A 22073-nucleotide genomic window follows, 5' to 3' on the forward strand; every position below is an offset into this window, starting at 1 on the left:
GGCATAAACAAGATACGGACCACCACATAAGGTCCGGGGACATTGAGGCGCACGAAGTGGGTAAGTCGAGCAGGACAAACCCCAAAGTGGCGGTATTGATGGGCGGCCCCTCGAAGGAACGCGAGGTCTCGCTCAGCAGCGGGCGCGAATGCGCAGCCGCCCTTAGGGAAGAAGGCTTTGAGGTGGTCGAACTGGACGCTGGTCCCGACCTTTACGCGCGTCTTCTGGATATCAAGCCTGATGTGGTCTTCAACGCCCTGCATGGCCGCTGGGGCGAGGATGGCTGTGTGCAGGGGATGCTGGAATGGATGCGTATCCCGTATACGCATTCCGGGGTTCTGGCCTCGGCTCTGGCCATGGACAAGCAGCGCAGCAAGGAAGCGTTCCGCGTCGAAGGCCTGCCCATCGCAGAAAGCATCATCGCCCCGAAGGATGAGGTCGAAGCCGACCACGTCATGCCTGCGCCTTATGTGGTCAAACCCAACAACGAAGGCTCCAGCGTCGGTATCTATCTGGTGCACGAAGGCACCAACGGTCCCCCGAAACTGTCCGACGACATGCCGGATCAGGTAATGGTCGAGCAATATGTGGCGGGGCGCGAACTGACCGTGACCGTGATGGGCGACCGTGCCCTGACCGTAACCGAGATCATGACCGAAGGCTGGTACGACTACGACGCCAAGTACAAGCCCGGTGGCTCGTCGCACGAACTGCCTGCCAAGATTCCGGCTGACATTTTCGACATGTGCATGGACTATGCCGTGCGCGCTCATAAGGTGCTGGGGTGCAAGGGCGTCAGCCGCACCGACTTCCGCTGGGACGATGCACGGGGCGCGGATGGTCTGTTCCTGCTGGAAACCAATACCCAGCCCGGCATGACGCCGACCTCGCTCGCGCCAGAACAGGGCGCGCATCTGGGCATGAGTTTCGGCCAGTTTTGCGCCTGGATGGTGGAGGACGCCTCATGCGACCGTTGACCGCCACCCGCGCACCCGTGATCCATCGCAGCAAGCCTCTGGCCGGACCGGATGCCGATTTCGCCACTGCCGAGCCGACCCCTCAGGCCAAGCCGAAACTGCAACTGCGCGGCGCCCGTTTTTTTGGTCGCAACGCCCGCCGCTCTGATCCCGCGCCGTCGCGGCTCAGCTACCGGTTCCAACGCTGGATGCTGACACCGGGCATCCGGCTGAGCGTTCGTCTGGGTCTGCCGGTTTGCGTTGTTGCGGCGGCGGTCGGGCTCTATTTTGCGTCCGAAGACCGGCGCGAAGCGCTCAGCGCCTATATCGCCGACATCAAGACCTCGGTTCAGGAGCGCCCCGAATTCATGGTCAACCTGATGGCCATCGATGGTGCGGGGCCGGGCCTGTCCGACGACATCCGCGAAGTCGTGCCGTTGGACTTCCCGATCAGTTCCTGGGATCTGGATGTCGAACAGATGCGCGACACCATAACCGGACTGGACCCGGTGAAATCGGCCACCGTCCGCATTCGCCCGGGCGGCATTCTTCAGGTCGATGTGGTCGAGCGTCAGCCGGTCATCGTCTGGCGCACGCGCGACGGGATCGAGTTGTTGGACGAAACTGGTGCCCATGTGGATCAGGTCGCCTTGCGCAAGGATCATGCGGATCTGCCGCTGATCGCGGGTCAGGGGGCGGATCAGCATGTCGGCGAAGCGCTGCGGATCCTGACCACGGCGCGCAGCCTCGGTGACCGCGTGCGCGGGCTGGTGCGCATCGGTGAGCGCCGCTGGGACCTGGTCCTGGATCGTGGCCAGCGAATCATGCTGCCAACCGACCGCCCGGTTCGCGCGCTCGAGCGGGTATTGGCGGTGAACGAGGTACAGGACCTTCTGGAACGCGACGTGGCCGTGGTCGACATGCGCCTCGGTCAGCGTCCGACCATCCGAATGACCAAAGCCGCCAGCGAAGACTGGTGGAACACAAAAGTGACAACGAGTAGCGGGCAGTAGCGACAATGATGACCGATCTTTATCAGTCCCAGCGGGCCATGCGGCAAATGCGCAGGCAAGCCATGCAAAGGGGCGTCATCGCCATTCTGGACGTGGGCAGTTCCAAGATCGCCTGTCTGGTGCTGCGATTTGACGGCACTGGCCGGCTGAGCGATGACAACAGCATCGGCTCATTGGCCGGGCAGACCGGGTTCCGTGTCATCGGCGCCGCGACGACCCGCTCGCGCGGAGTGCAGTTCGGCGAAGTCACTGCCATGCAGGAAACCGAACGCGCCATCCGCACTGCCTTGCAGGCGGCACAGAAGATGGCGGACATTCGCGTTGATCACGTCATCGCCAGTTTCTCGGGCGCGAACCCGCGCTCCTACGGTCTGGACGCTCAGGTCGATCTGGAAGGTCAGCTCGTGACCGAAGCCGAGGTCGGACGTGTGCTGAACGCCTGCGACGTGCCCGATTACGGGGCCGGGCGCGAGGTTCTGCATGCCCAGCCGGTGAACTTCGCGCTGGACAACCGGTCCGGCCTGATAGACCCGCGGGGACAAATGGGGCAGAGCCTTGCGGTCGATATGCACATGCTGACCGTTGATGCGGTGGCGATCCAGAACATCGTGCGGTGCATCAAACGTTGCGACCTGGAATTGGCGGGGATAGCGAATTCAGCCTATGTCTCGGGCATCTCGGCGCTGGTCGAGGACGAGCAGGAACTGGGCGCGGCCTGTATCGACATGGGCGGCGGCACGACCAGCGTGTCGATCTTCATGAAGAAACACATGATCTATGCCGATTGCGTGCGCATGGGTGGTGATCACGTGACCTCGGACATTTCCATGGGCCTCGGCGTTCCAGCGGCAGTGGCCGAGCGGATCAAGACGTTCAATGGCGGCGTGCATGCCACAGGGGCCGATGACCGCGATCTGATCGATATCGGTGGCGATACCGGCGACTGGGAACATGACCGTCGCACCGTCAGCCGTGCCGAACTGATCGGAATCATGCGCCCAAGGGTCGAGGAAATTCTCGAAGAGGTCCGTGTGCGGCTGGATGCAGCCGGGTTCGAACACATGCCCAGCCAGCAGATCGTCCTGACCGGCGGCGGCAGCCAGATCATGGGGCTGGACGGCCTCGCCACCCGTATCCTGGGTCAACGCGTCCGCCTTGGTCGCCCCTTGCGCGTTCACGGCCTGCCGCAATCGGCCACAGGGCCGAGCTTTTCGTCTGCTGTGGGCCTCAGCCTGTTCGCCGCCCATCCGCAGGACGAATGGTGGGATTTCGAGATCCCGGTCGACACCTACGCGGCGCGCCCCTTCAAACGCGCCGTGCGCTGGTTCCGTGACAACTGGTAGAAGGCTGCTTCGGGGGCTGATCGCCCCGTTGCTGTTGCCCGCCGGCGCGGTCGCTCAGACCGCCATCTCTCCCGACGCGTTTCTGGATGCGGTCATCGGCAAGACGGTCACGTTCTATGAGATCCGCAGCGGTCAGCTGGTGGGAACAGAGCAGTTTTTAAGTCGCAATACCTCGGTCTGGCGCGAGAATGGCCTGGGCTGCGTCTATGGTCAGATCACCACGCCAAACGGGCAGATCTGCTTCCTCTATGACAATGATACGGACGGGGTGCCAGTCTGTTGGTGGCCGTTTCTGCACCACGACCGCCTGCTGGTGCGCCTGGCCACCTTCGTCGGCGGTGAAATTCAGGAGGTCCGCCGAATAAGCGAGGATAGCCTCAACTGTCCAAGTGTCCCTGTCAGTTGAAAAATCGACTTGCGGTGCCCGAGAATATCCCTCAAGATATCCACAAGGCCCGTCAGAGGCCCGGCGGCAGGACCCGAGCAGGTACCCGCAAAACAAGAATGGACCCGATTGTGACGCATCTTCTGGCTGGCGGCACGAATTGCGTATGCGTTGTGGTGCCATGCGTCCGCTCCGCAACATCTGGCGGATCGCGCGAAATACCGCCTCTGGTTGCCTTATTTCCTCCATATTTTGTGGATTCCTGCGATTTTTGACGTGACGTTTGTGGATATGACCGGTAGAATTAAAGGCGGATAGGTAAGAAAAACACCGCTTTGGCGGGTTATAAGAACAGGCGGACAGAGCATGACATTGAATCTTTCGATGCCCGGGCACGACGAACTGAAGCCTCGGATCACAGTATTTGGCGTGGGCGGTGCAGGCGGCAATGCCGTCAATAACATGATTGAAAAACAGCTGGACGGCGTCGATTTCGTGGTCGCCAACACAGACGCGCAGGCGCTGCAGCAAAGCCAGTCCTCGGCGCGGGTGCAGCTGGGTGTGAAAGTCACCGAAGGCCTGGGCGCTGGGGCGCGTCCGACTGTTGGCGCAGCCGCCGCCGAAGAAAGCATCGAACAGATCGTCGATCATCTGGCTGGCGCGCATATGTGCTTCATCACTGCTGGAATGGGCGGCGGCACCGGGACAGGCGCGGCTCCGATCATCGCGCAGGCCGCGCGCGAGCTGGGTGTGCTGACCGTCGGCGTCGTAACCAAACCCTTTCAGTTCGAAGGTGCCAAGCGGATGCGTCAGGCCGAAGACGGTGTTGAGGCGCTGCAGAAGGTTGTCGATACGCTGATCATCATTCCGAACCAGAACCTGTTCCGTCTGGCCAATGAAAAGACGACCTTTACCGAGGCGTTCTCGATGGCTGACGACGTTCTGTATCAGGGCGTCAAAGGCGTGACCGACCTGATGGTCCGTCCGGGCCTGATCAACCTCGACTTTGCCGATGTTCGCGCCGTCATGGACGAGATGGGCAAAGCGATGATGGGGACCGGCGAGGCAACCGGCGAAGATCGCGCGGTACAGGCGGCCGAGAAGGCGATTGCCAACCCGCTGCTGGACGAAATCAGCCTTAAGGGTGCCAAAGGCGTGCTGATCAACATCACTGGCTCGCACGACCTGACACTGTTCGAACTGGACGAAGCTGCCAACCGAATCCGCGAGGAAGTGGACCCCGAAGCCAACATCATCGTCGGGTCGACCCTCGATACCGCGATGGAAGGCGGCATGCGCGTGTCCGTCGTGGCCACCGGGATCGATGCAACCGACAAACAGGCCGAAATTTCGGTTGCGCGTCGTTCGATGTCGGCACCGCTGACCCGCACCGTTTCCGCGGAAGAGCAGGCGCAGGAAGAAGCGCAGACCGTTGCCGCAGAACAGCAGGCACCTGCTGAGGTAAACCCCGAACCTTCGCTGTTCGAAGCGGCTGACGAGCCGGTGCAGTCCCAGCCTCAGTTCCAGCCGCAGGCGGAACAGGATGATGATGACCTGCCGCCGCCCGCCTATCAGCCGCGCGTGGCCGAGTTTGAACCGCAGCCCGAGGTTGCGGAACCTGCGCCGGAAAGCTTTGTCGCACCGCGCGCTGCTGCTGCCGGCACTCCGTCCCCCGAGGCCCTGCAGAGACTGCAGGCAGCTGTTCAGAACGTGCCATCGGCAAAACAGCGCATGGCGGCAAGCCGCGCGGACGTCGAAGAAGCAGCCCCCGCACAGCGGGCGGAAGCTCATGACCGGCCCCGTTTCGGCTTCAACAGGCTGATCGACCGCATGACCGGTCATGCGGCCGATACACCCGCTCAACCGGCCCGCCAACAGCCGGTCATGCGCCAGGCTGACGCCACGGCACCTGCCCATGAAGAGGCAGATCCGGATCAGGAACGTATCGAAATTCCGGCCTTCTTGCGCCGTCAGGCCAACTGATCGCGGTAACAAAATGATGACAAAGGGTCGCCGTTTGGCGGCCCTTTTTCGTTTAAAATAAAGTGCTTATTGTAATGTAAGCAGGGTTTTGCCGATCTGTAACATCCATGTTTCAATCGGTTGCAAAGAGTGAGTTGAGCCTTATCGCCAGCTTCCTTAACTGAGTGTCCAACACAGCCCAAGCAGGCTGGACATCACCTACTGAGGTCAGTTTTGCAACACACGCTCAAATCATCGGTCACGTTTACAGGCACCGGGCTGCACAGCGGCAAGCCTGCGACGATGGTCCTGAAGCCGGCAGCCGCCGGTCACGGCATCTGGTTCAAGCGGACGGATATCGAATTGGGCAATGCGCTGATCCCGGCCATCTACGACATGGTGGACCGGACCCCGCTCTGCACCCGTCTGGTGAACGAGGCCGGCGTTTCCGTTTCAACCGTTGAACACATCATGGCGGCCCTTGCCGGTTGCGGCGTGCACAACGCGCTGGTCGAGATTGATGGTCCCGAAGTTCCGATCATGGACGGCTCGTCCATCGAATTCGTGCGTGGCATCATGGCCAAGGGCGTGCGCCGTCAGGCCAGCCCTGTTCTGGCTTACGAAGTGCTCAAACCGGTCACCGTCTCTCGCGAGGGCGCAAGCGCCTCGATCGCTCCGGCGAAAGGGCTGTTCATCGATTTCCACATCGATTTCGAAGATGACGCGATTGGCAACCAGACCAAGACGCTGGATATGCGCAACGGTTCGTTCGCGCGCGAACTCAGCGATTGCCGCACGTTCTGCCGCCGCACCGATGTCGAAGCCATGCGCGAAAACGGCCTGGCGCTGGGTGGTACGCTGGACAACGCAGTCGTTGTTCAGGGCACCGACGTTCTGACACCAGGCGGGTTCCGCCGCGCGGATGAGGCCGTACGCCACAAGATGCTGGATGCCCTGGGCGACCTGTATCTGGCAGGCGGTCCGATTCTGGGCCACTTCACCGGCGACAAGTCCGGTCATTCGATGACCAACACGCTGCTGCGCAAGCTGTTCGAGACGCCCGGCGCCGTGCGCCCCGTGCTGTGCACCCCCGAACAGGCGGCCCGACTGCCCGGTCAGGGCCTGATCTGGGCGGAAATCCCCGAAGTCGCCTGATCTGGGCGGTCCGCGAGATGCCGCGGATCAACACTGGCGACATTTCCGACAGAGAGCGTTAAAGACGTTTTGCACCGGAATTTTCTGTGCTAGACCATGGCACAATCCGGGTCAGAACCCGTTAAGCAAGACGACAAGGATGAGCGGAATGGTGGGCAGCAAAGCGGCAGTCAGGTTCGCAGGGGCGATTCTTCTGGCAGCAACTTTAGCAGCGTGCGGCAATGGCGGACTTTTCGGAAGAAGGGGCGCGGACCGCGACCAGAACCTGGAAGGCTTCACGCCGGAACAGATTTACACGCGCGGTGAATACGAACTGTCGCAGAACCGTTCTGACGACGCGGCGTGGTATTTCTCGGAAGTCGAACGGCTCTATCCCTATTCTGACTGGGCCAAACGGTCGCTGATCATGCAGGCCTTCGCGTTCCATACCGACGAGAACTATGAAGAAAGCCGGGCGGCAGCTCAGCGTTATATCGATTTTTATCCTACGGACGAAGATGCCGCCTATGCCCAGTATCTGCTGGCGCTCAGCTACTATGACCAGATCGACGAAGTGGGCCGCGACCAGGGCCTGACCTTTCAGGCGCTGCAGGCGCTGCGCACGGTGATTGAGGTCTATCCGGACAGTGAATACGCCACCTCTGCGGTGCTGAAATTCGATCTCGCCTTCGACCATCTGGCCGGAAAAGAGATGGAGATCGGACGCTATTACCTGCGTCAGGATCATTTTGCAGCCGCCATCAACCGCTTCCGCGTTGTGGTCGAGGATTTTCAGACCACCTCGCACACTGCCGAAGCGCTGTATCGTCTGGTCGAGGCGTACCTGTCGTTGGGCCTGGTGGATGAGGCGCAGTCGGCCGGTGCGATCCTGGGCTACAACTACCAGTCCTCGGAATGGTACGACAGTGCTTATACCCTGCTGACTTCGCGCGGCCTCAAACTCAAGAGCCGTGGCAACAACTGGCTCAGCCAGGTTTACCGTCAATCGATCAAAGGGCAGTGGTTGTAATCGCCATGACCATAGGGTTGGGACAGTAGGACCCGATGCTACGCGCCCTTGATATTCGCGACATGCTGATCATCGACCGGCTGGAACTGACCTTCCAGCCGGGTCTCAATGCGCTGACCGGTGAAACCGGTGCGGGCAAGTCGATCCTGCTGGATTCTCTGGGCTTTGTTCTGGGCTGGCGTGGTCGCGCCGAACTGGTGCGGCAGGGGGCTGCGCAGGGTGAAGTGCTGGCCGAGTTTGAACTGCCCGCCGATCATCCCGCCCATGCCGTTCTGGCCGAGGCCGGGCTGCCCGGCGGCGAAGAACTGATCCTGCGCCGCGTCAACACGGCCGAGGGCCGTAAAACCGCCTGGGTCAATGACCGCCGCTGCTCGGGAGAGGTGCTGCGTGCGCTGTCCGAGACATTGATCGAACTGCACGGCCAGCACGATGACCGCGGCCTGCTGAACCCGCGCGGGCATCGTGTTCTGCTGGACGACTATGCCGGGGCAGGGAACCAGCTTAGCGCCGTCCGAGCGGCCTGGTCACAGATGTCCCGCGCCCGCAAGGCGCTGACCGAGACCGAAGGCACGCTGGCCGCAATGCGCGCCGAAGAAGAGTTTCTGCGCCACGCCGTGTCGGAACTGGATCAGCTTGATCCTCAGCCGGGTGAAGATGCCGAACTCGACGCCCGCCGCCGCATGATGCAGGGGGCCGAACGGATCCGCGACGACGTGGCCCGTGCCTTTGCCCTGTTGGGGGGCGAGGGCGCCGAAGGCGCTTTGGCCGACGCGGTGCGCTGGCTTGAAGGTGTGTCGGACCATGCCGGCGGCCAGCTTGAAGAGCCCATCGCCGCACTCGGCCGCGCCATGATTGAACTGGGCGAAGCGCAGGATGGCGTCAACGCCTGCCTTCAGGCGCTGGATTTCGACCCGGCAGAACTGGAACAGACCGAAGAACGCCTGTTCGCCATTCGCGCGCTGGCCCGCAAACACGACGTCGCGCCTGACGATCTGGGCGCTTTCGCCGACACCCTGCGTGAGCGTCTGAACCGGCTGGACGCCGGAGATGCCGACCTTGCCGACAGGCGTGCCGCTGTCGAGGCCGCGCAGGCCGCCTACGATGCCGCCGCAGCCCAGCTCAGCAGCACGCGTCAGAATGCGGCGGGGCAACTCGACGCGGCCGTGATGGCTGAACTTGCACCGCTGAAAATGGAACGCGCGGTGTTTCGAACCGAAATCACACCAGCCGATCCCGGCCCCGAAGGCACCGATGCGGTGGCCTTCACCGTCGCCACCAATCCCGGCGCGCCCTCGGGACCGCTGAACAAGATCGCATCCGGCGGTGAACTCAGCCGCTTCCTGTTGGCGCTCAAGGTTTGCCTCAGCGGTGATGACAGCGCCCGCACGATGATCTTCGATGAAATCGACCGGGGTGTTGGCGGTGCCACTGCCGATGCCGTTGGCCGCCGTCTGGCCGCGCTGGCGCAGGGGGGGCAGGTGCTGGTCGTGACGCATTCGCCGCAGGTGGCCGCGCGGGCCGCGCATCACTGGCGTGTGCAGAAACAGGTTGCGGACGGGCAAACCCTGTCCACCGTCATCCCGCTGGCCGACCCGGATCGGGTGGATGAGATTGCCCGCATGGTCGCAGGCGACACTATAACGGACGAAGCCCGCGCCGCCGCACGCGCTTTGCTGCAGGCCTGAGACATATCTGCCGCTTTCCGGTTCTCAATCCGTCGCTATCCCACTTTTATAAGGACGCCCCGTGGCTTACTAATGAGGGAACGATGACCTCCGAGGGCAAATGACCCAGTCGACCCGCACCGTTCTGCGCAATCAGCTCAATCAGGCACTGGCCGCGATCAAGGATGCATGGCGGGTGATGCTCCGCCGGGGACCCAGCCAGATTCAGTTCTGGTTCATCGCCCTGGCCATCGGTATCGCGGCGGGTTTCATGGCGCTGGGATTCCGCAAGGCCATCGCCGCACTTCAGGCGTATATCTACAACACCGAAGATATCCTTCTGCTGCACAGCCATGTGGAAAAGCTGCCCTGGGTCCTGATCCTGATCACGCCGATCATCGGTGGCCTTGTTGTCGGTATCATCCTGCACATTTTCACCGATGACGGGCGTGTCCGGTCCGTGGCGGACGTAATGGAAGGTTCTGCTGTCACTGATGGGAGGGTCGAGATCAAGGCCGGTATCGCGTCTTTCCTCGCCTCGCTCATCACGCTCAGCTCGGGCGGCTCGACGGGCCGTGAAGGGCCGGTGGTTCACATGGCGGGCGTCATTTCAACATGGGTCAGCAACCGCATCCACGCGGACGGCATCACCGGTCGCGACCTGCTGGGCTGTGCCGTGGCCGCCGCCGTCTCGGCCAGCTTCAACGCGCCCATTGCGGGTGCGCTTTTCGCGCTCGAAGTGGTTCTGCGCCATTTCGCGGTCCATGCCTTCGCCCCTATCGTTATTGCCTCGGTCGCGGGGACGGTTATCAACCGTCTGGCCTATGGTGACGTCACCGAGTTTGTCCTGGAGACCCCCGGATCGCTGCAATTCTATGTGGAGTTGCCCGCGTTCCTGATCCTCGGGCTGATCTGTGGGTTCGTCTCGCTGCTGCTGATGCGCTCGATCTTCTTTGCCGAGGATATCGGCAACCACATCCAGACCCGCCTGTCTCTGCCGCGCTGGCTGCGGCCGGCGGTATCGGGGGCGATGCTGGGGCTGATGGCGATCTGGTTCCCACATATCATCGGTGTCGGGTACGAGACCACGATCCGCGCCCTGACCGGCGACCTGCTGCTGACCACCGCAATCCTGTTTGCCGTTCTCAAGACCGTTGCGGTCGCCATTACCATGGGCGGGCGCATGGGGGGCGGCGTATTCTCGCCCTCCCTGATGATCGGCGCGCTGACTGGGCTGGCTTTTGGCTTGATCGCCACCGGCCTGCTGCCGGACGTATCGGGGACCCACACGCTCTATGCTTTTGCCGGAATGGGTGCCGTAGCCGCCGCAGTTCTGGGGGCACCCATCTCGACCACGCTGATCGTGTTCGAACTGACCGGAGACTGGCAGATCGGCCTTGCGGTGATGGTCTCGGTTTCGATGTCCACCGCGCTGGCTTCGCGCCTGGTGGACCGGTCCTTCTTCCTGACACAACTGGAGCGCCGCAACGTGCATCTGGCCGCGGGGCCGCAGGCCTACCTGCTGGCCATGTTGCGCGCTGGTGCCGTGATGCGCCCGCTCGGAGATCCGCGCTCGATCACCAGGGACGAGGCGCAGGAGTTGATTGAACAGGGCTTCTGCATTCAGGCCAGCGCCACGCTTGAGGCTGCGATGCCCTATTTCGACCGCGGTGACATCCCCTGCATTCCGGTGGTTCTGATCGAAGATAACGGTGTCGAAACCCCGGTCGGCGCGCTTTATCACATAGATGCGCTCAAGGCGTATAACCGTGCGCTGGCGGCGACAGCGGCCGAGGAGCATTCGTAGCGAGGCCGAAGCCGACGCGTTGCACTGCGTCTTCTGAAACGGGAGCCGCTTAGCCGGTTGGCGCTTTCCTCGCTTCTTCCTTGATCACAGACCGGACCCAACGTGCCAGTTTCGACCGGTCGGTTGCAGCGGTCCAGTACATATGCTCTGCCATGCCCGTGTCAAAATCGAAAGGCCGCAGAGCAAGCCTGTCCCTGAACCGGTTGGCCATCCGTGACGGCAACGCGGCCAGCAGGTCGGTGCCCACGATGATTTCGCCAAAGGATATCGCATCACTGCTGACGATCGAACGTGGCAGGCTGATGCCCTGTTCGGCGGCATAGCGAACCGGCGCCTGCTGCCAGCCGGGGCGCGGTTCGAAATGGACGAAATTCATCTCCTTGATGTCGTCCAGCCCCAGGACCTCTTTCTTTGCCAGCGGGTGTGACGGATCCATCATACAGACATGCTGCTCGCGGTTCAGGTATTCTTCGCCGTAAATCCCGCTGTCCGACACTTTCTGCGGCCCGAGGTAGATATCGGCGCTGCCACTCAGCAACAAGTCGCTGGCAAGGCCGTAGTTATAGTTCAGGATCAGCCGGATCGCCGGTGCTTCGCGCCGGAGCCGTCGAACAACTTGCGGCAAAACAAGCAACGTTTCATAGCTGGTGATATTGATCCGGATCTCTCCCTCGGACTGCTTCGGATCGAATGCCTCATCGTCGCGAAACTGCTCGGCTTCTTCCAACATGTGCTCCACCCGGTCCATGAGCCGGTGACAATGGTGTGTAGGTGCTATCCCCCCGCCTTGTTTGACGAACAGGGGATCCTGCGCTGCCTTTCTGACACGTTCGATCGTGTAACTGACCGAAGACGGGTTCATGCCCAACTCGGCCGCCGCCTTTGCGAATGAGCGGTGCGTGTACACCAGCTTCAGCGTACGAAGCGCCGCGAAATCGAGCGAGAGTATTTCTGGCGCTGTGGACATCGGAACCCTGCCTGCGTGTAATTGAATAATTCAATGCAATGAAACGGATTGATCTGATTGTTCAATCTGACACATCCGGACATCCTTAGGCAAGCAGACCCGTCACGGGATGCATTGCAATTGACCGGAGGATGAACATGACTTTGAAAGTGATCGGAGCCGGATTTGGACGGACAGGAACGGAAAGCCTCAAGCGGGCGCTTGAAGCCCTTGGGCTCGGACCGACGCACCACATGTACGAGGTCATGGACAGCGAAACGCAGCGGGAACGCTGGCTCGCTTTCGCAAACGGGGCAACACCGGACTGGCCCTCGCTGTTTGAAGGATACAACAGCGCCGTGGACTGGCCATCAGCCGCCTACTGGCGCGAAACGATGGCCTTCTACCCGGATGCCAAAGTGGTGCTGACCCACCGGCCTGCCGAAGACTGGTGGAACAGTTTCACCAATACGATTCAGACAGCGCTGCTAACGGGCACGGAGGTCGGCGGTCTGGGAACCAGCGTGATAACCGAAGGGGTTTTCGGTGGAAACATTCAGGACAAGGCGCATGTTCTGTCTGTTTACGAGGGCACGATCGCCTGGGTCCGAAACGAAGTGCCTGCGGAACGGCTTATCGACCTGCCGCTTGGCTCCGGCTGGGGGCCTTTGTGCAGGGGGCTGGGCTTGCCAGCACCCGACATCGACTATCCCAAAGGCAACACAAAGGCAGGGTTCCGGGCGGTCGCATAGCCCTCCCGAATAACCCAGGCCTTGGGAACCGGCGTACCCTTGACGCGAAATTGCTGATTTTCCGCAGACCCTACGAACACTTGGCCACAATACTCGCTTCTTGCCCTTGTGCCCCACCTGATGCAAACTTGGTCGCAGAGGAGGGATGTCTGTTTCTCCGTTGGGTTTGTTTGAAAGCGGACCGGAACGGTGCAGCTGCTTTGGGAGGAGTGTCATGACATCCAAGACTGCGGGTTCCACGCCACCGAACAATCTGACGCCGCCGCCGCAGGCCATGCCCAGGATCAACAAGGTCAATGCGGAAGATATCACCGCGTCCCTGAAGGCCGGCTTTTCCGATTTTCTGGCCCGCCCCTTCATGAGTGGCTTTTTTGGCCTTTTCTATGCAGTCTTCGGCATCCTGTTTGTCTGGAGCCTGGTCTGGCTTGGCAAGATCTGGATGATCATTCCAGCGGTCGTCGGCTTCCCCCTGGTCGCGCCATTTGCTGCCGCCGGGCTGTATGAGATGTCCCGCCGGATGCAGAACGACGAGAGTTTCCGCTGGTCTGAAATCCTCACCGTCATGGCCAACCAGCGCAAGCGCGAAATGGGCTGGATGGCCTTTGTCACCCTGTTCATTTTCTGGGTGTGGATTTATCAGGTCCGTCTATGGCTGGCGATCATCCTACAGAATGCATCTTTCTCGGATTTCGACGGGTTTCTGAACACCGTGTTCTTCACACCGCAGGGCTGGACTTTCCTGGCCGTTGGCACCTGCGTCGGCGCATTTCTGTCGGCTGTACTGTTCTCGGTGACCGTCATCGCCATGCCCATGCTGCTTGACCGGGAAACCAATTTTGTCTCTGCCATGATCACGTCCATTCGCGTCGTCACGGAAAATCCGTTGGTCATGCTTGGCTGGGCGGCGATTATCTCGGTCACTATGCTGTTGTCGCTTGTCCCGGCGTTTCTGGGCCTGATCTTCACCCTGCCGATCCTTGGCCACACAACATGGCATCTCTATCAGCGGGCCGTGCAACCCGCCGAGGGGTGATCCGGCCTGCCATTACTTGGTGCAACTGTCGGCTTCGACTGACTTCTCAACATCGGATGGTTCTACAACTGTTCGACCTTCACCGAGTCCAGCGGATAGAACGCCAGATAGCCCTTGATTTCGGCCACCGCCGGGATCGGGTCTTCATAGCTCCACGCGGCGTTTTCGGTTGTCGAGGATTTGTTGACGATCGAGAAATGCGTGGCGTCGCCTTTGTGCGGGCAGTGGGTGACTTTATCCGTCTGGTCCAGAAAGGCCATCGCGATATCGGAGCGTGGGAAATAGATCACCGGATCCAGATTCCCCTCAAGCAACTCCAACGCACCCGTGGTTTCGCCCAGAATCGCGCCACCTGACCGGACGCTCCATTTTCCGGGCGCCTTGCGGATTGTTATGTTGTCGGTCATGTCTGCTCCTTCTTTTGTCGCGTCAGGGCCTTTCCTCTGCCCAATCTATGTAACAGCCGGATGTCACACCGGCGCGGTTGCGGCATCCAACCACAGTTGCGCGTCATGGCCCAGCCTTGGCCTGATTTTTTCCGCAACTTCGCGGTGATACTCGTTCAGCCATGCCCGTTCCTGCGGGGACAACATGTCGGCGACGATCAACCGGCGGTCAATGGGCACAAAGGTCAGCGTGCGCCAGTTCAGCATCGCCCGTTCGGTATCACCACCGGGCAGCGAGGGGGCTTCTTCCACAACCACCAGATTCTCGATCCGGATACCAAAGGCACCTTCCCGGTAGTACCCCGGCTCATTTGACAGGATCATACCGGGTTCCAGCGCAACATGGCTGACCTTCGACAGACGCTGCGGGCCTTCGTGCACGCTCAGATAGGCACCGACGCCGTGGCCCACGCCGTGGTTAAAATCCTGCCCCGCGGACCACAGCGGCGCGCGCGCCACACATTCGATGTCGCGCCCGGACAGCCCGACGGGCCAGCGTAGCATGGACATGGCAATCATGCCTTTCAACACGCGCGTGAAGCAGGCGCTTTCCTCGTCACCGGCGGTGCCGATCGCAACGGTTCGGGTGATGTCCGTGGTGCCGTCCAGATATTGCCCTCCGCTGTCCAGAACCAGAATATGGCCATCCTTCAACAGGCTGTCTGTCTCGGTCGTCACCCGGTAATGCATGACCGCGCCGTTTGGCCCGGTGCCCGCAATGGTGTCGAACGAGATATCCCGCAGTGCCGTGTCCTGCCGTCGGTTTTCCTCTAGCCGCGTGACGACCTGCGTTTCGGTCAGGCTGCCTGGGGGCTGCGCGTCCAACCAGCACAGCGTTTCGATCACCGCAACCGCATCGCGCAGATGGGCCTCGGCGCTGCCCGCGATTTCCGCAACGTTCTTGCACGCTTTGGGCAGGGCGCAGGGGTCGCCCCCCTCGGCCATCCTGTCGCCCAGAGCGTCCGCAACAATCTGCGGCAGTGTCGCCGGATCGACCTGCACCGAACCAGCCAGCCCGCTTATGGCCTGCAAAAACACATCCGGTTCGTGCTGGCGCACCCGCGGCCCCAAATGATCGGCAACATCGGACAGCTTTTTGGCGGCCATGAACAGGTCCACTCCGCCATCGGCATGCAGAATCGCAAACCCGTGCGCCACCGGGTTGTACCCGATATCCGATCCCCGGATGTTCAGCAGCCACATGATCGAGTCCGGCAGCGTGATCACCGCAGCCGCATGTCCCGCCTTTTGCAGCGCTTCGGCCAGGCGGCTGATCTTGCTTTCGGCGGATTCACCCGCGAATTCAATCGGGTGCGCGCTAACCGGGTTCATCGGTGGCGCAGGCTGGTCCGCCCAGATCCGGTCCACCAGGTTCGGACAGGGGACCAGTTCGATACCGCTGCCTTGAAGATCCTTCTGCGTGCTCGTGATCTGACCCACAGCATGCAGCCAGGGGTCAAACCCGACCTTGCCGCCCTGTGGCAGCTGTTCTTTCAGCCAGGCGGCCAACCCGATATCGGGCCAGGGAACCGGAGTATACACATCCGCAACCTGCGCCTTGACCTGCGTGCGATAGCGCCCGTCGATGAATACACCCGCCACGTCTGTCAGCGCGGCACAGAACCCGGCCGATCCGGTGAACCCGGTCAACCAGGCCAGACGCTCATCGCGCGGCGCAACGTACTCCCCTTGATGCGCATCCGCGCGGGGAATCAGAAATCCGTCCAGCCCTTCCTGAGCCATCTCGCCGCGCAAGGCCGCCAGCCTGGGCGGTCCCTGTTCCGGGCGGGCGGTCACTTCGAATGTCTGGAACATGGGGGCCTCTTGCTTATGTCTTGGTGCGGCGAAAAGTGGGGCGCGCGGCGGCAAATGTCCAGCACATCGCGACGACACTATTCGGTTGCGCCCAGAAAGCCTTTCAGCGTCTCGATATAAGAGTCGTAAACGTCGTTTCCCGGCAGAGGAATGTGATTGGCGGTTTCCAGAATGACAAGCGAAGCGTCGGGAATACCGGCTGCCAGTTTTCGCGCCTCGGACAAGGGGTGGACGGCGCTGTTGCGCCCATGCAGGACCAACGTCGGGCATTGCACTTGCGGCAAAAGATGCAGAACCGACGCGGTGTTTCCGCTGTCGCGCTGATACAGTTTCTGCTCGACGGAATAGAGCGTCTGCATCTCGTTCACAATTTCGCGCACGGTTTCCAAAGGTCCCTCGGGAAAGTAGCTCAGTAGCGAGCCAACCGCATAACCGCTCCCGGGGTCTTTCCAGCCTTCGATGATCAGGTTGCGGATCGAATCCAGCCCCGCCACACCTTCACGATGATCGCGCCCTTCTGCCCAGCCGCCAACAATCGCCAGCCTGCTGACGTGCGCGGGATATTTCGTGGCGAATTGCAAGGCCGAGAATACGCCGCCGAATTCCGAGACAATGGCAAACCGGTCAAATCCTGCGGCCTGCGTCACCGCCAGAATGTCTTCAGCAACCCCTTCGTAATTGGCCCGGCAGGGGTCGCCCCAATGGGACTGGTGGCTTTTGTTGTAACGCAACATCGTGAACTTTGCGCCCATCGCTTCAAGGTAGGTCCGCTCTGAAGCCAGCCGCCACTCTGCCTCAAGATCATAAACGATGGAACCGACCCTCAGAACCGGAGGGCCTTTTCCGGACATGGCAAAGGCAATCGCCTGACCGTCATGTCCCCGGGCATATCTTAGCCGCTGGGTTCGATGTTCGCCGTTTTGTGCAGGCTCTGAATCACGGCTGACTTCAGCCGCCATCTGCAGGCCACGCCGCACAATTGTCCGGATGATCCGTTGCGTCTTGCCATCATCGCCTACTGCCTTGCGTGCTGCAGCGATGCGGGCGCTTATGGTCGATTCCGAGACAAACCGACCATGCCAGACCCGCTCGATGATCTCTTCGCGTGCAACCAGCTTGCCGGGGCTTTCAACCAGTAACTCCAGCAGATCAAAGACCTGAGGTTCAACCGGAACCGCTTCGCCCCCGCGCAACAGCACGTGGCGGTCAACGTCCAGAATACAATCTGCAAACTCATAGCGCATGGGCTGAATACACTCCGTTTCGATTGGGGCCACAAGGTTCAATGGCATTCCCAAAGGTTTCTCGGGGGTTTCTCAGGATTGTCTTCAAGCGAGAGGGCAGCGCCGTTGCCAAATTAGAGGCAACAAACAGGAGCTTCGGATGATGCCACCCTTCGATATCGCGTTATTGCACCACAAGGCCGTTCGCCACGGGCACATTAATACCCAGCCCCGAATTGCTCCGACAGCCGGATCGTCAATCTGGGGCTGGTTTCTTGGGATGCTATGCCACCCGGCAGGGCGACGTCAACGGATCTAGCTGGCCCGCTTCATGCCCATGACCCGAGCCCGCGCCCGCGGGTCGCTGTCGAACAGAGCCGCCAGCTGCTCGGTCATGGCACCTGCCAACTGCTCGACATCCGTGATAGTTACGGCCCGGTCATAGTACCGGGTCACGTCATGGCCGATACCGATGGCCAGCAACTCGACCATCTTGCGTTTTTCCACCATCGCAATCACGTCACGCAGGTGTTTTTCCAGATAATTCGCAGGGTTAACGCTCAGAGTTGAATCATCAACCGGCGCACCGTCCGAAATCACCATCAGGATTTTGCGCTGTTCGCGCCGCGCCAGCATCCGGCGATGTGCCCATTCCAGGGCTTCGCCGTCGATGTTTTCCTTCAATAGGCCTTCTTTCATCATCAGACCCAAATTAGGTCGTGCACGACGCCAAGGGGCGTCCGCACCTTTGTAGATGATGTGGCGCAGGTCGTTCAGACGGCCGGGTTGCTGTGGGCGTCCATCGTTCAGCCAGGCCTCACGCGCCTGACCGCCTTTCCATGCCCGTGTGGTAAAGCCCAGAATTTCGACCTTGACGTTGCAGCGCTCCAGCGTCCGCGCCAGAACATCGGCACAGATGGCCGCGATTGAGATTGGACGCCCGCGCATCGAGCCCGAATTGTCCAAAAGCAGCGTCACCACGGTGTCGCGGAACTCGGTATCCTTCTCGACCTTGAAGCTTAGCGGCGTCGTGGGGTTCGCCACCACCCGCGCCAGACGGCCCGCGTCCAGAATGCCTTCCTCGCGGTCAAACTCCCAAGACCGGTTCTGCTGCGCCTGCAACCGGCGCTGCAGCTTGTTGGCCAGGCGCGAAACCGCCCCTTTCAAAGGCTCCAGCTGCTGATCCAGATAGGCCCGCAGCCGCTCCAACTCGGCCGGTTCCGCGAGATCCTCGGCGGCGATCTCCTCGTCATGGGTGCTCAGGTAAACCTTGTAGTCGGGATCCGCTTCAGACGCGGGCGGCGGGGCAGGCGGCTCCAGTGGGGCCTCGCCATCGGGCATCTCGGCCTCTTCGCCCATCTCATCCTCGGCCATCTCGTCCATCGAGACCTGCGCCTGAGACTGATCCTGCTGCTCTTCCTGCGTCTGTTCGGGGGTGGCGTCGGCGTCCTGCTCGTCCTGATCGTCCTGCCCGGTGCTGTCGGGGTCGGGCTGTTCCTCGGCGTCGTCTTCGGCCTGATCTTCCTGCTCGTCGTCCAGCTCGTCCGGGTCCTCGCCCAGCTGGTCGCCATAGCCCAGATCCTTGATCATCTGACGAGCAAACCTTGCGAATTCCGCCTGGTCCGACAGAACCTCTTCAAGGTTCTCCAGCACGCCACCCGCCTGTTCTTCGATGAACCCGCGCCAAAGGTTCATGATGTTCTCGGCCGCCGGCGGCAGATCCCGCCCGGTCGCCAGATGCCGGATCAGATAGCCCGCGGCCACTGCAAGCGGCGCATCTGCAGGCTGTTTGCACTGGTCATATCCGCGCCGGATCGCCTCGTGGCTGATCTTGACATCGATATTGCTGGCAGTCCCGGGCATGTCCCGTGCGCCCATCGCTTCACAACGGGCAACTTCCATCGCCTCATAAAGATCCCGCGCCATATCGCCCGGAGGCGCATAACGCGCATGGGTCGCATCGTCATGATACCGCCGCTGCAGCGCCAGAGCATCCGCCGTGCCGCGCGCCAGCAACACCTCTTCCCGTGTCATGCGACGAGAGACCTGCGGCAATCGCATCGATTCGCCGGACAGGCCCGACGGGTCGACCGTATAGCTGACCGAAAGCTCGGGATCGTCGGCCATCACCTTGGTGGCCTCGGCCAAGGCCTTCTTGAAAGGATCGGCGGGGTTGTCGTTCTTCTGTGCCATGTCCTTAAGCCCTCATCAAAGTGACCAGCCCGGCCTGGAAAACAATAACGGATCCGCCTTCATCTGGCCAAAAATATCCCCGCCGGAGGCATTGCGCCCGAAACGGGCGCAGTTCAGGTGCTTACCCCAGGCTCGCACTCGCCGCGCTCTCGGGCAGTTCCTCGTCGAAACAGCGCTGATAGAACTCGGCCACGGTCTGGCGCTCCAACTCATCGCACTTGTTCAGGAATGACAGGCGGAAAGCGTAACCCACATTGCGGAAAATCTCAGCGTTCTGGGCCCAGTTGATCACGGTCCGCGGGCTCATCACCGTGGACAGATCGCCATTCATGAAGGCCGTCCGGGTTAGGTCAGCAACGGTCACCATCTGGCTGACGGTCTTGCGGCCCTCGGCGGTGTTGTAGTGCGGTGCCTTTGACAGCACGATCATCGTTTCGGCATCATGGCTCAGATAGTTCAGGGTCGAAACCAGCGACCAGCGATCCATCTGCGCCTGGTTGATCTGTTGCGTGCCGTGATAAAGGCCGGTGGTATCGCCAAGACCCACGGTGTTGGCGGTCGCGAACAGGCGGAAGTTCGGGTTCGGTGTGATGATCTCGTTCTGGTCCAGCAGGGTCAGCTTGCCGTCATGTTCCAGAACACGCTGGATCACGAACATCACGTCGGCACGGCCCGCATCATATTCGTCGAAGACAATGGCGACGGGGTTGCGCAGCGCCCAGGGCAGGATGCCTTCGTGGAATTCGGTCACCTGTTTGCCGTCGCGCAGCTTGATCGCGTCCTTGCCGATCAGGTCGATCCGGCTGATGTGGCTGTCCAGGTTCACACGTACGGCAGGCCAGTTCAGACGCGCGGCGACCTGTTCGATATGGGTCGATTTCCCGGTGCCGTGATAACCTTGGATCATCACGCGGCGATTGTGCGAAAAACCCGCCAGGATCGCCAGCGTGGTTTCGGGGTCGAACTTGTAGGTCGGGTCGATCACCGGAACGCGGTCGCTGCGCTCGGCGAACCCCTTGACCGCCATATTGCTGTCAATTCCAAATACGTCACGGACCGAGATGTCTTCGGTTGGTTTTGCGTTGATATCGATCGATCCGTCAGCCATGCGCCTTGTCCTTATCCTTTGCCCCGCTCTCCGGGTTTGAACCCGTGTGTGGTGCAACATATTGCGGACAAGGGCAAGGGAAAGCCGCCCGTTCCTTTAGCTGGCCGGATGTTTCTTTGAAACTGACCATAAATCGTGGGTATCGCAATCCGGCGGCCCGTATCCGGCGGGCCTTTCAACCTATTGCAGGTGCAGGCGAGGCTCGAACAAGTTTCGTTCGACAAGTTGGATAATGACCACATCGGGCTGCAGGCGATCGATCTGTCCCGCCATGTCTCGATCTAAAAGATCCTGCCATTGTACCTTGTGAACGATCCGGAACGTGCGGCGATAAAGCGCGATGTTCGCCTCGCAGAATGAATCGCAGATTAGCAACGCGGTGCCGGGATTTATGGCGGCAGGCGCAAATGTCGTCTCAAAACCCCCTCCGTCGCCGGCTTCTGCCGTACAGATGTCAGGTACGATTCCGATGAACGGAGTTGCACCTGCGCAGACCACCAAATTCTCAAATCCGATTGCATAGTCCGTTTCATGGCGGTGGCCCAGCAAATCCCGAACTTTCAGCAGATTGGCCAGATCACCCGATGTGTGTTCCAGTTCCTCTGCCGTGTAGGCAATCGGATCATAGTCGGGCCCAAGGGCCTCCAAAGTCGCTTCATACCTTCGCGCGGCCCCCAGGTTTGTCCAATGCGTATCGGTTTTCAGGTAGGCCTGAGCGGTGGCCTTCAGTCCCGTCATCAGGGTGCGCAAATCCAGCAGCGGCAGATTTTGTTCACGCGCGGCCTCAATAAACATGTCCGTGCCGGTAATGTCCGCTGGTGCCACTTCGGGCGGCAGAAATTCCGGATAGATCGTATGCTTGTTCGGCGCGATCACAAGCAGGAAATCCGAACCCCGCGCCTGCAGCCCGTCCGAGAACTGCCGCAGATGATCCGCCCAGCCCGCAACATCTCTGGCATCGGGCATCTTCCGGCCCGACGTTCTGTCGAGCACACGATTGTGACCGTTGCCCAGAAACAGATAGCCCGATTGCCCGATCACCACCTGATCGGTGTTAAGTGAGACGCCGCAGCAGGACCACAACCCCAGCGCCAGCATGCCTTCGGCATTGTTCACGGACCATAATGCGCGAGGGTCCTCCGGCACAAGCGGCCCGTCCTGCACCTGCAGGCGCGCCAACAGAGTGGTGATGGGCAGAAACAGGAACACAACCGCCGCGATGGCGCTGACCAGAAGGAAACGATTGCGGTACATCATCCGGCC

General features: G+C 61.0%; 18 protein-coding genes. 11 read left to right on the forward strand and 7 right to left on the reverse strand.

Annotation, left to right across the window (positions count from 1 at the left end; translation table 11 throughout):
- The first annotated feature begins 56 nt into the window (after positions 1-56).
- The 9 genes from ACR0FE_RS16795 to ACR0FE_RS16835 all read left to right on the forward strand — a co-directional run bounded on the left by ACR0FE_RS16795 (position 57) and on the right by ACR0FE_RS16835 (position 11294).
- The gene (locus ACR0FE_RS16795) at positions 57-977 is read left to right on the forward strand and encodes a D-alanine--D-alanine ligase (protein ID WP_480525132.1); all 921 of its coding nucleotides are present in this window, start codon (positions 57-59) and stop codon (positions 975-977) included.
- Positions 965-1969 (forward strand): cell division protein FtsQ/DivIB, encoded by a 1005-nt coding sequence (locus ACR0FE_RS16800; RefSeq protein ID WP_480914058.1) that lies wholly within the window; start codon positions 965-967, stop codon positions 1967-1969. The genes ACR0FE_RS16795 and ACR0FE_RS16800 overlap by 13 nt, the downstream gene beginning before the upstream one ends.
- Positions 1970-1977: 8 nt before the next feature.
- On the forward strand, positions 1978-3312 hold the full coding sequence (gene ftsA / locus ACR0FE_RS16805) for a cell division protein FtsA (protein WP_170615246.1): 1335 nt from the start codon (positions 1978-1980) through the stop codon (positions 3310-3312).
- Positions 3299-3718 (forward strand): hypothetical protein, encoded by a 420-nt coding sequence (locus ACR0FE_RS16810; RefSeq protein WP_321254133.1) that lies wholly within the window; start codon positions 3299-3301, stop codon positions 3716-3718. Before ftsA ends, ACR0FE_RS16810 begins: the two co-directional genes overlap by 14 nt.
- 345 nt (positions 3719-4063) lie before the next feature.
- Positions 4064-5680, forward strand: a complete 1617-nt coding sequence (gene ftsZ, locus ACR0FE_RS16815) for a cell division protein FtsZ (RefSeq protein WP_480914061.1) — start codon at positions 4064-4066, stop codon at positions 5678-5680.
- A gap of 213 nt (positions 5681-5893) precedes the next feature.
- On the forward strand, positions 5894-6814 hold the full coding sequence (gene lpxC / locus ACR0FE_RS16820) for a UDP-3-O-acyl-N-acetylglucosamine deacetylase (RefSeq protein WP_170615250.1): 921 nt from the start codon (positions 5894-5896) through the stop codon (positions 6812-6814).
- Positions 6815-6962: 148 nt separating this feature from the next.
- Positions 6963-7823: an outer membrane protein assembly factor BamD gene (locus tag ACR0FE_RS16825; protein ID WP_170615252.1), complete on the forward strand. Its 861-nt coding sequence runs from the start codon at positions 6963-6965 to the stop codon at positions 7821-7823.
- Between the two features lie 35 nt (positions 7824-7858).
- The gene (recN, locus tag ACR0FE_RS16830; RefSeq protein WP_480914065.1) at positions 7859-9508 is read left to right on the forward strand and encodes a DNA repair protein RecN; all 1650 of its coding nucleotides are present in this window, start codon (positions 7859-7861) and stop codon (positions 9506-9508) included.
- A gap of 100 nt (positions 9509-9608) precedes the next feature.
- A complete protein-coding gene (locus ACR0FE_RS16835; protein ID WP_170615256.1) occupies positions 9609-11294 on the forward strand; it encodes a chloride channel protein in 1686 nt (561 codons plus the stop codon).
- Between the two features lie 49 nt (positions 11295-11343).
- Here ACR0FE_RS16835 and ACR0FE_RS16840 read toward each other — a convergent pair whose 3' ends face one another.
- Positions 11344-12261, reverse strand: a complete 918-nt coding sequence (locus ACR0FE_RS16840) for a LysR family transcriptional regulator (RefSeq protein WP_480914068.1) — start codon at positions 12259-12261, stop codon at positions 11344-11346.
- 137 nt (positions 12262-12398) lie between these two features.
- Here ACR0FE_RS16840 and ACR0FE_RS16845 point away from each other — a divergent pair, with 137 nt between their 5' ends.
- Together ACR0FE_RS16845 and ACR0FE_RS16850 are read left to right on the forward strand one after the other, a co-directional pair.
- Positions 12399-12992: a sulfotransferase family protein gene (locus ACR0FE_RS16845; protein WP_480914071.1), complete on the forward strand. Its 594-nt coding sequence runs from the start codon at positions 12399-12401 to the stop codon at positions 12990-12992.
- A 214-nt stretch (positions 12993-13206) separates the two neighbouring features.
- Entirely contained in the window at positions 13207-14025 is an 819-nt protein-coding gene (locus tag ACR0FE_RS16850; RefSeq protein WP_480914073.1) for a DUF2189 domain-containing protein, read from the forward strand.
- A 62-nt stretch (positions 14026-14087) separates the two neighbouring features.
- Here the strand turns inward: ACR0FE_RS16850 and ACR0FE_RS16855 are convergent, their stop codons facing one another.
- The 6 genes from ACR0FE_RS16855 to ACR0FE_RS16880 form a co-directional block, all read right to left on the reverse strand.
- Positions 14088-14432 carry a DUF427 domain-containing protein gene (locus ACR0FE_RS16855; protein WP_170615264.1) on the reverse strand — a complete coding sequence of 115 codons (345 nt, stop codon included), beginning with the start codon at positions 14430-14432 and terminating at the stop codon, positions 14088-14090.
- A gap of 63 nt (positions 14433-14495) precedes the next feature.
- Positions 14496-16286, reverse strand: coding sequence for an aminopeptidase P family protein (locus tag ACR0FE_RS16860; protein WP_480914076.1), 1791 nt, complete (start codon positions 16284-16286; stop codon positions 14496-14498).
- 77 nt (positions 16287-16363) lie between these two features.
- Positions 16364-17578, reverse strand: a complete 1215-nt coding sequence (locus ACR0FE_RS16865; RefSeq protein WP_480914079.1) for an alpha/beta hydrolase — start codon at positions 17576-17578, stop codon at positions 16364-16366.
- 246 nt (positions 17579-17824) lie between these two features.
- Positions 17825-19702 (reverse strand): cobaltochelatase subunit CobT, encoded by a 1878-nt coding sequence (cobT, locus tag ACR0FE_RS16870; protein WP_170615270.1) that lies wholly within the window; start codon positions 19700-19702, stop codon positions 17825-17827.
- A 121-nt stretch (positions 19703-19823) separates the two neighbouring features.
- Complete coding sequence (gene cobS, locus ACR0FE_RS16875) at positions 19824-20810, reverse strand: cobaltochelatase subunit CobS (protein WP_170615271.1); 987 nt, start codon at positions 20808-20810, stop codon at positions 19824-19826.
- Between the two features lie 180 nt (positions 20811-20990).
- Positions 20991-22067 (reverse strand): alginate O-acetyltransferase AlgX-related protein, encoded by a 1077-nt coding sequence (locus tag ACR0FE_RS16880; RefSeq protein ID WP_480914081.1) that lies wholly within the window; start codon positions 22065-22067, stop codon positions 20991-20993.
- Positions 22068-22073 lie beyond the last annotated feature (6 nt).

It is taken from the genome of Ruegeria sp. K7 (genome assembly GCF_056531785.1).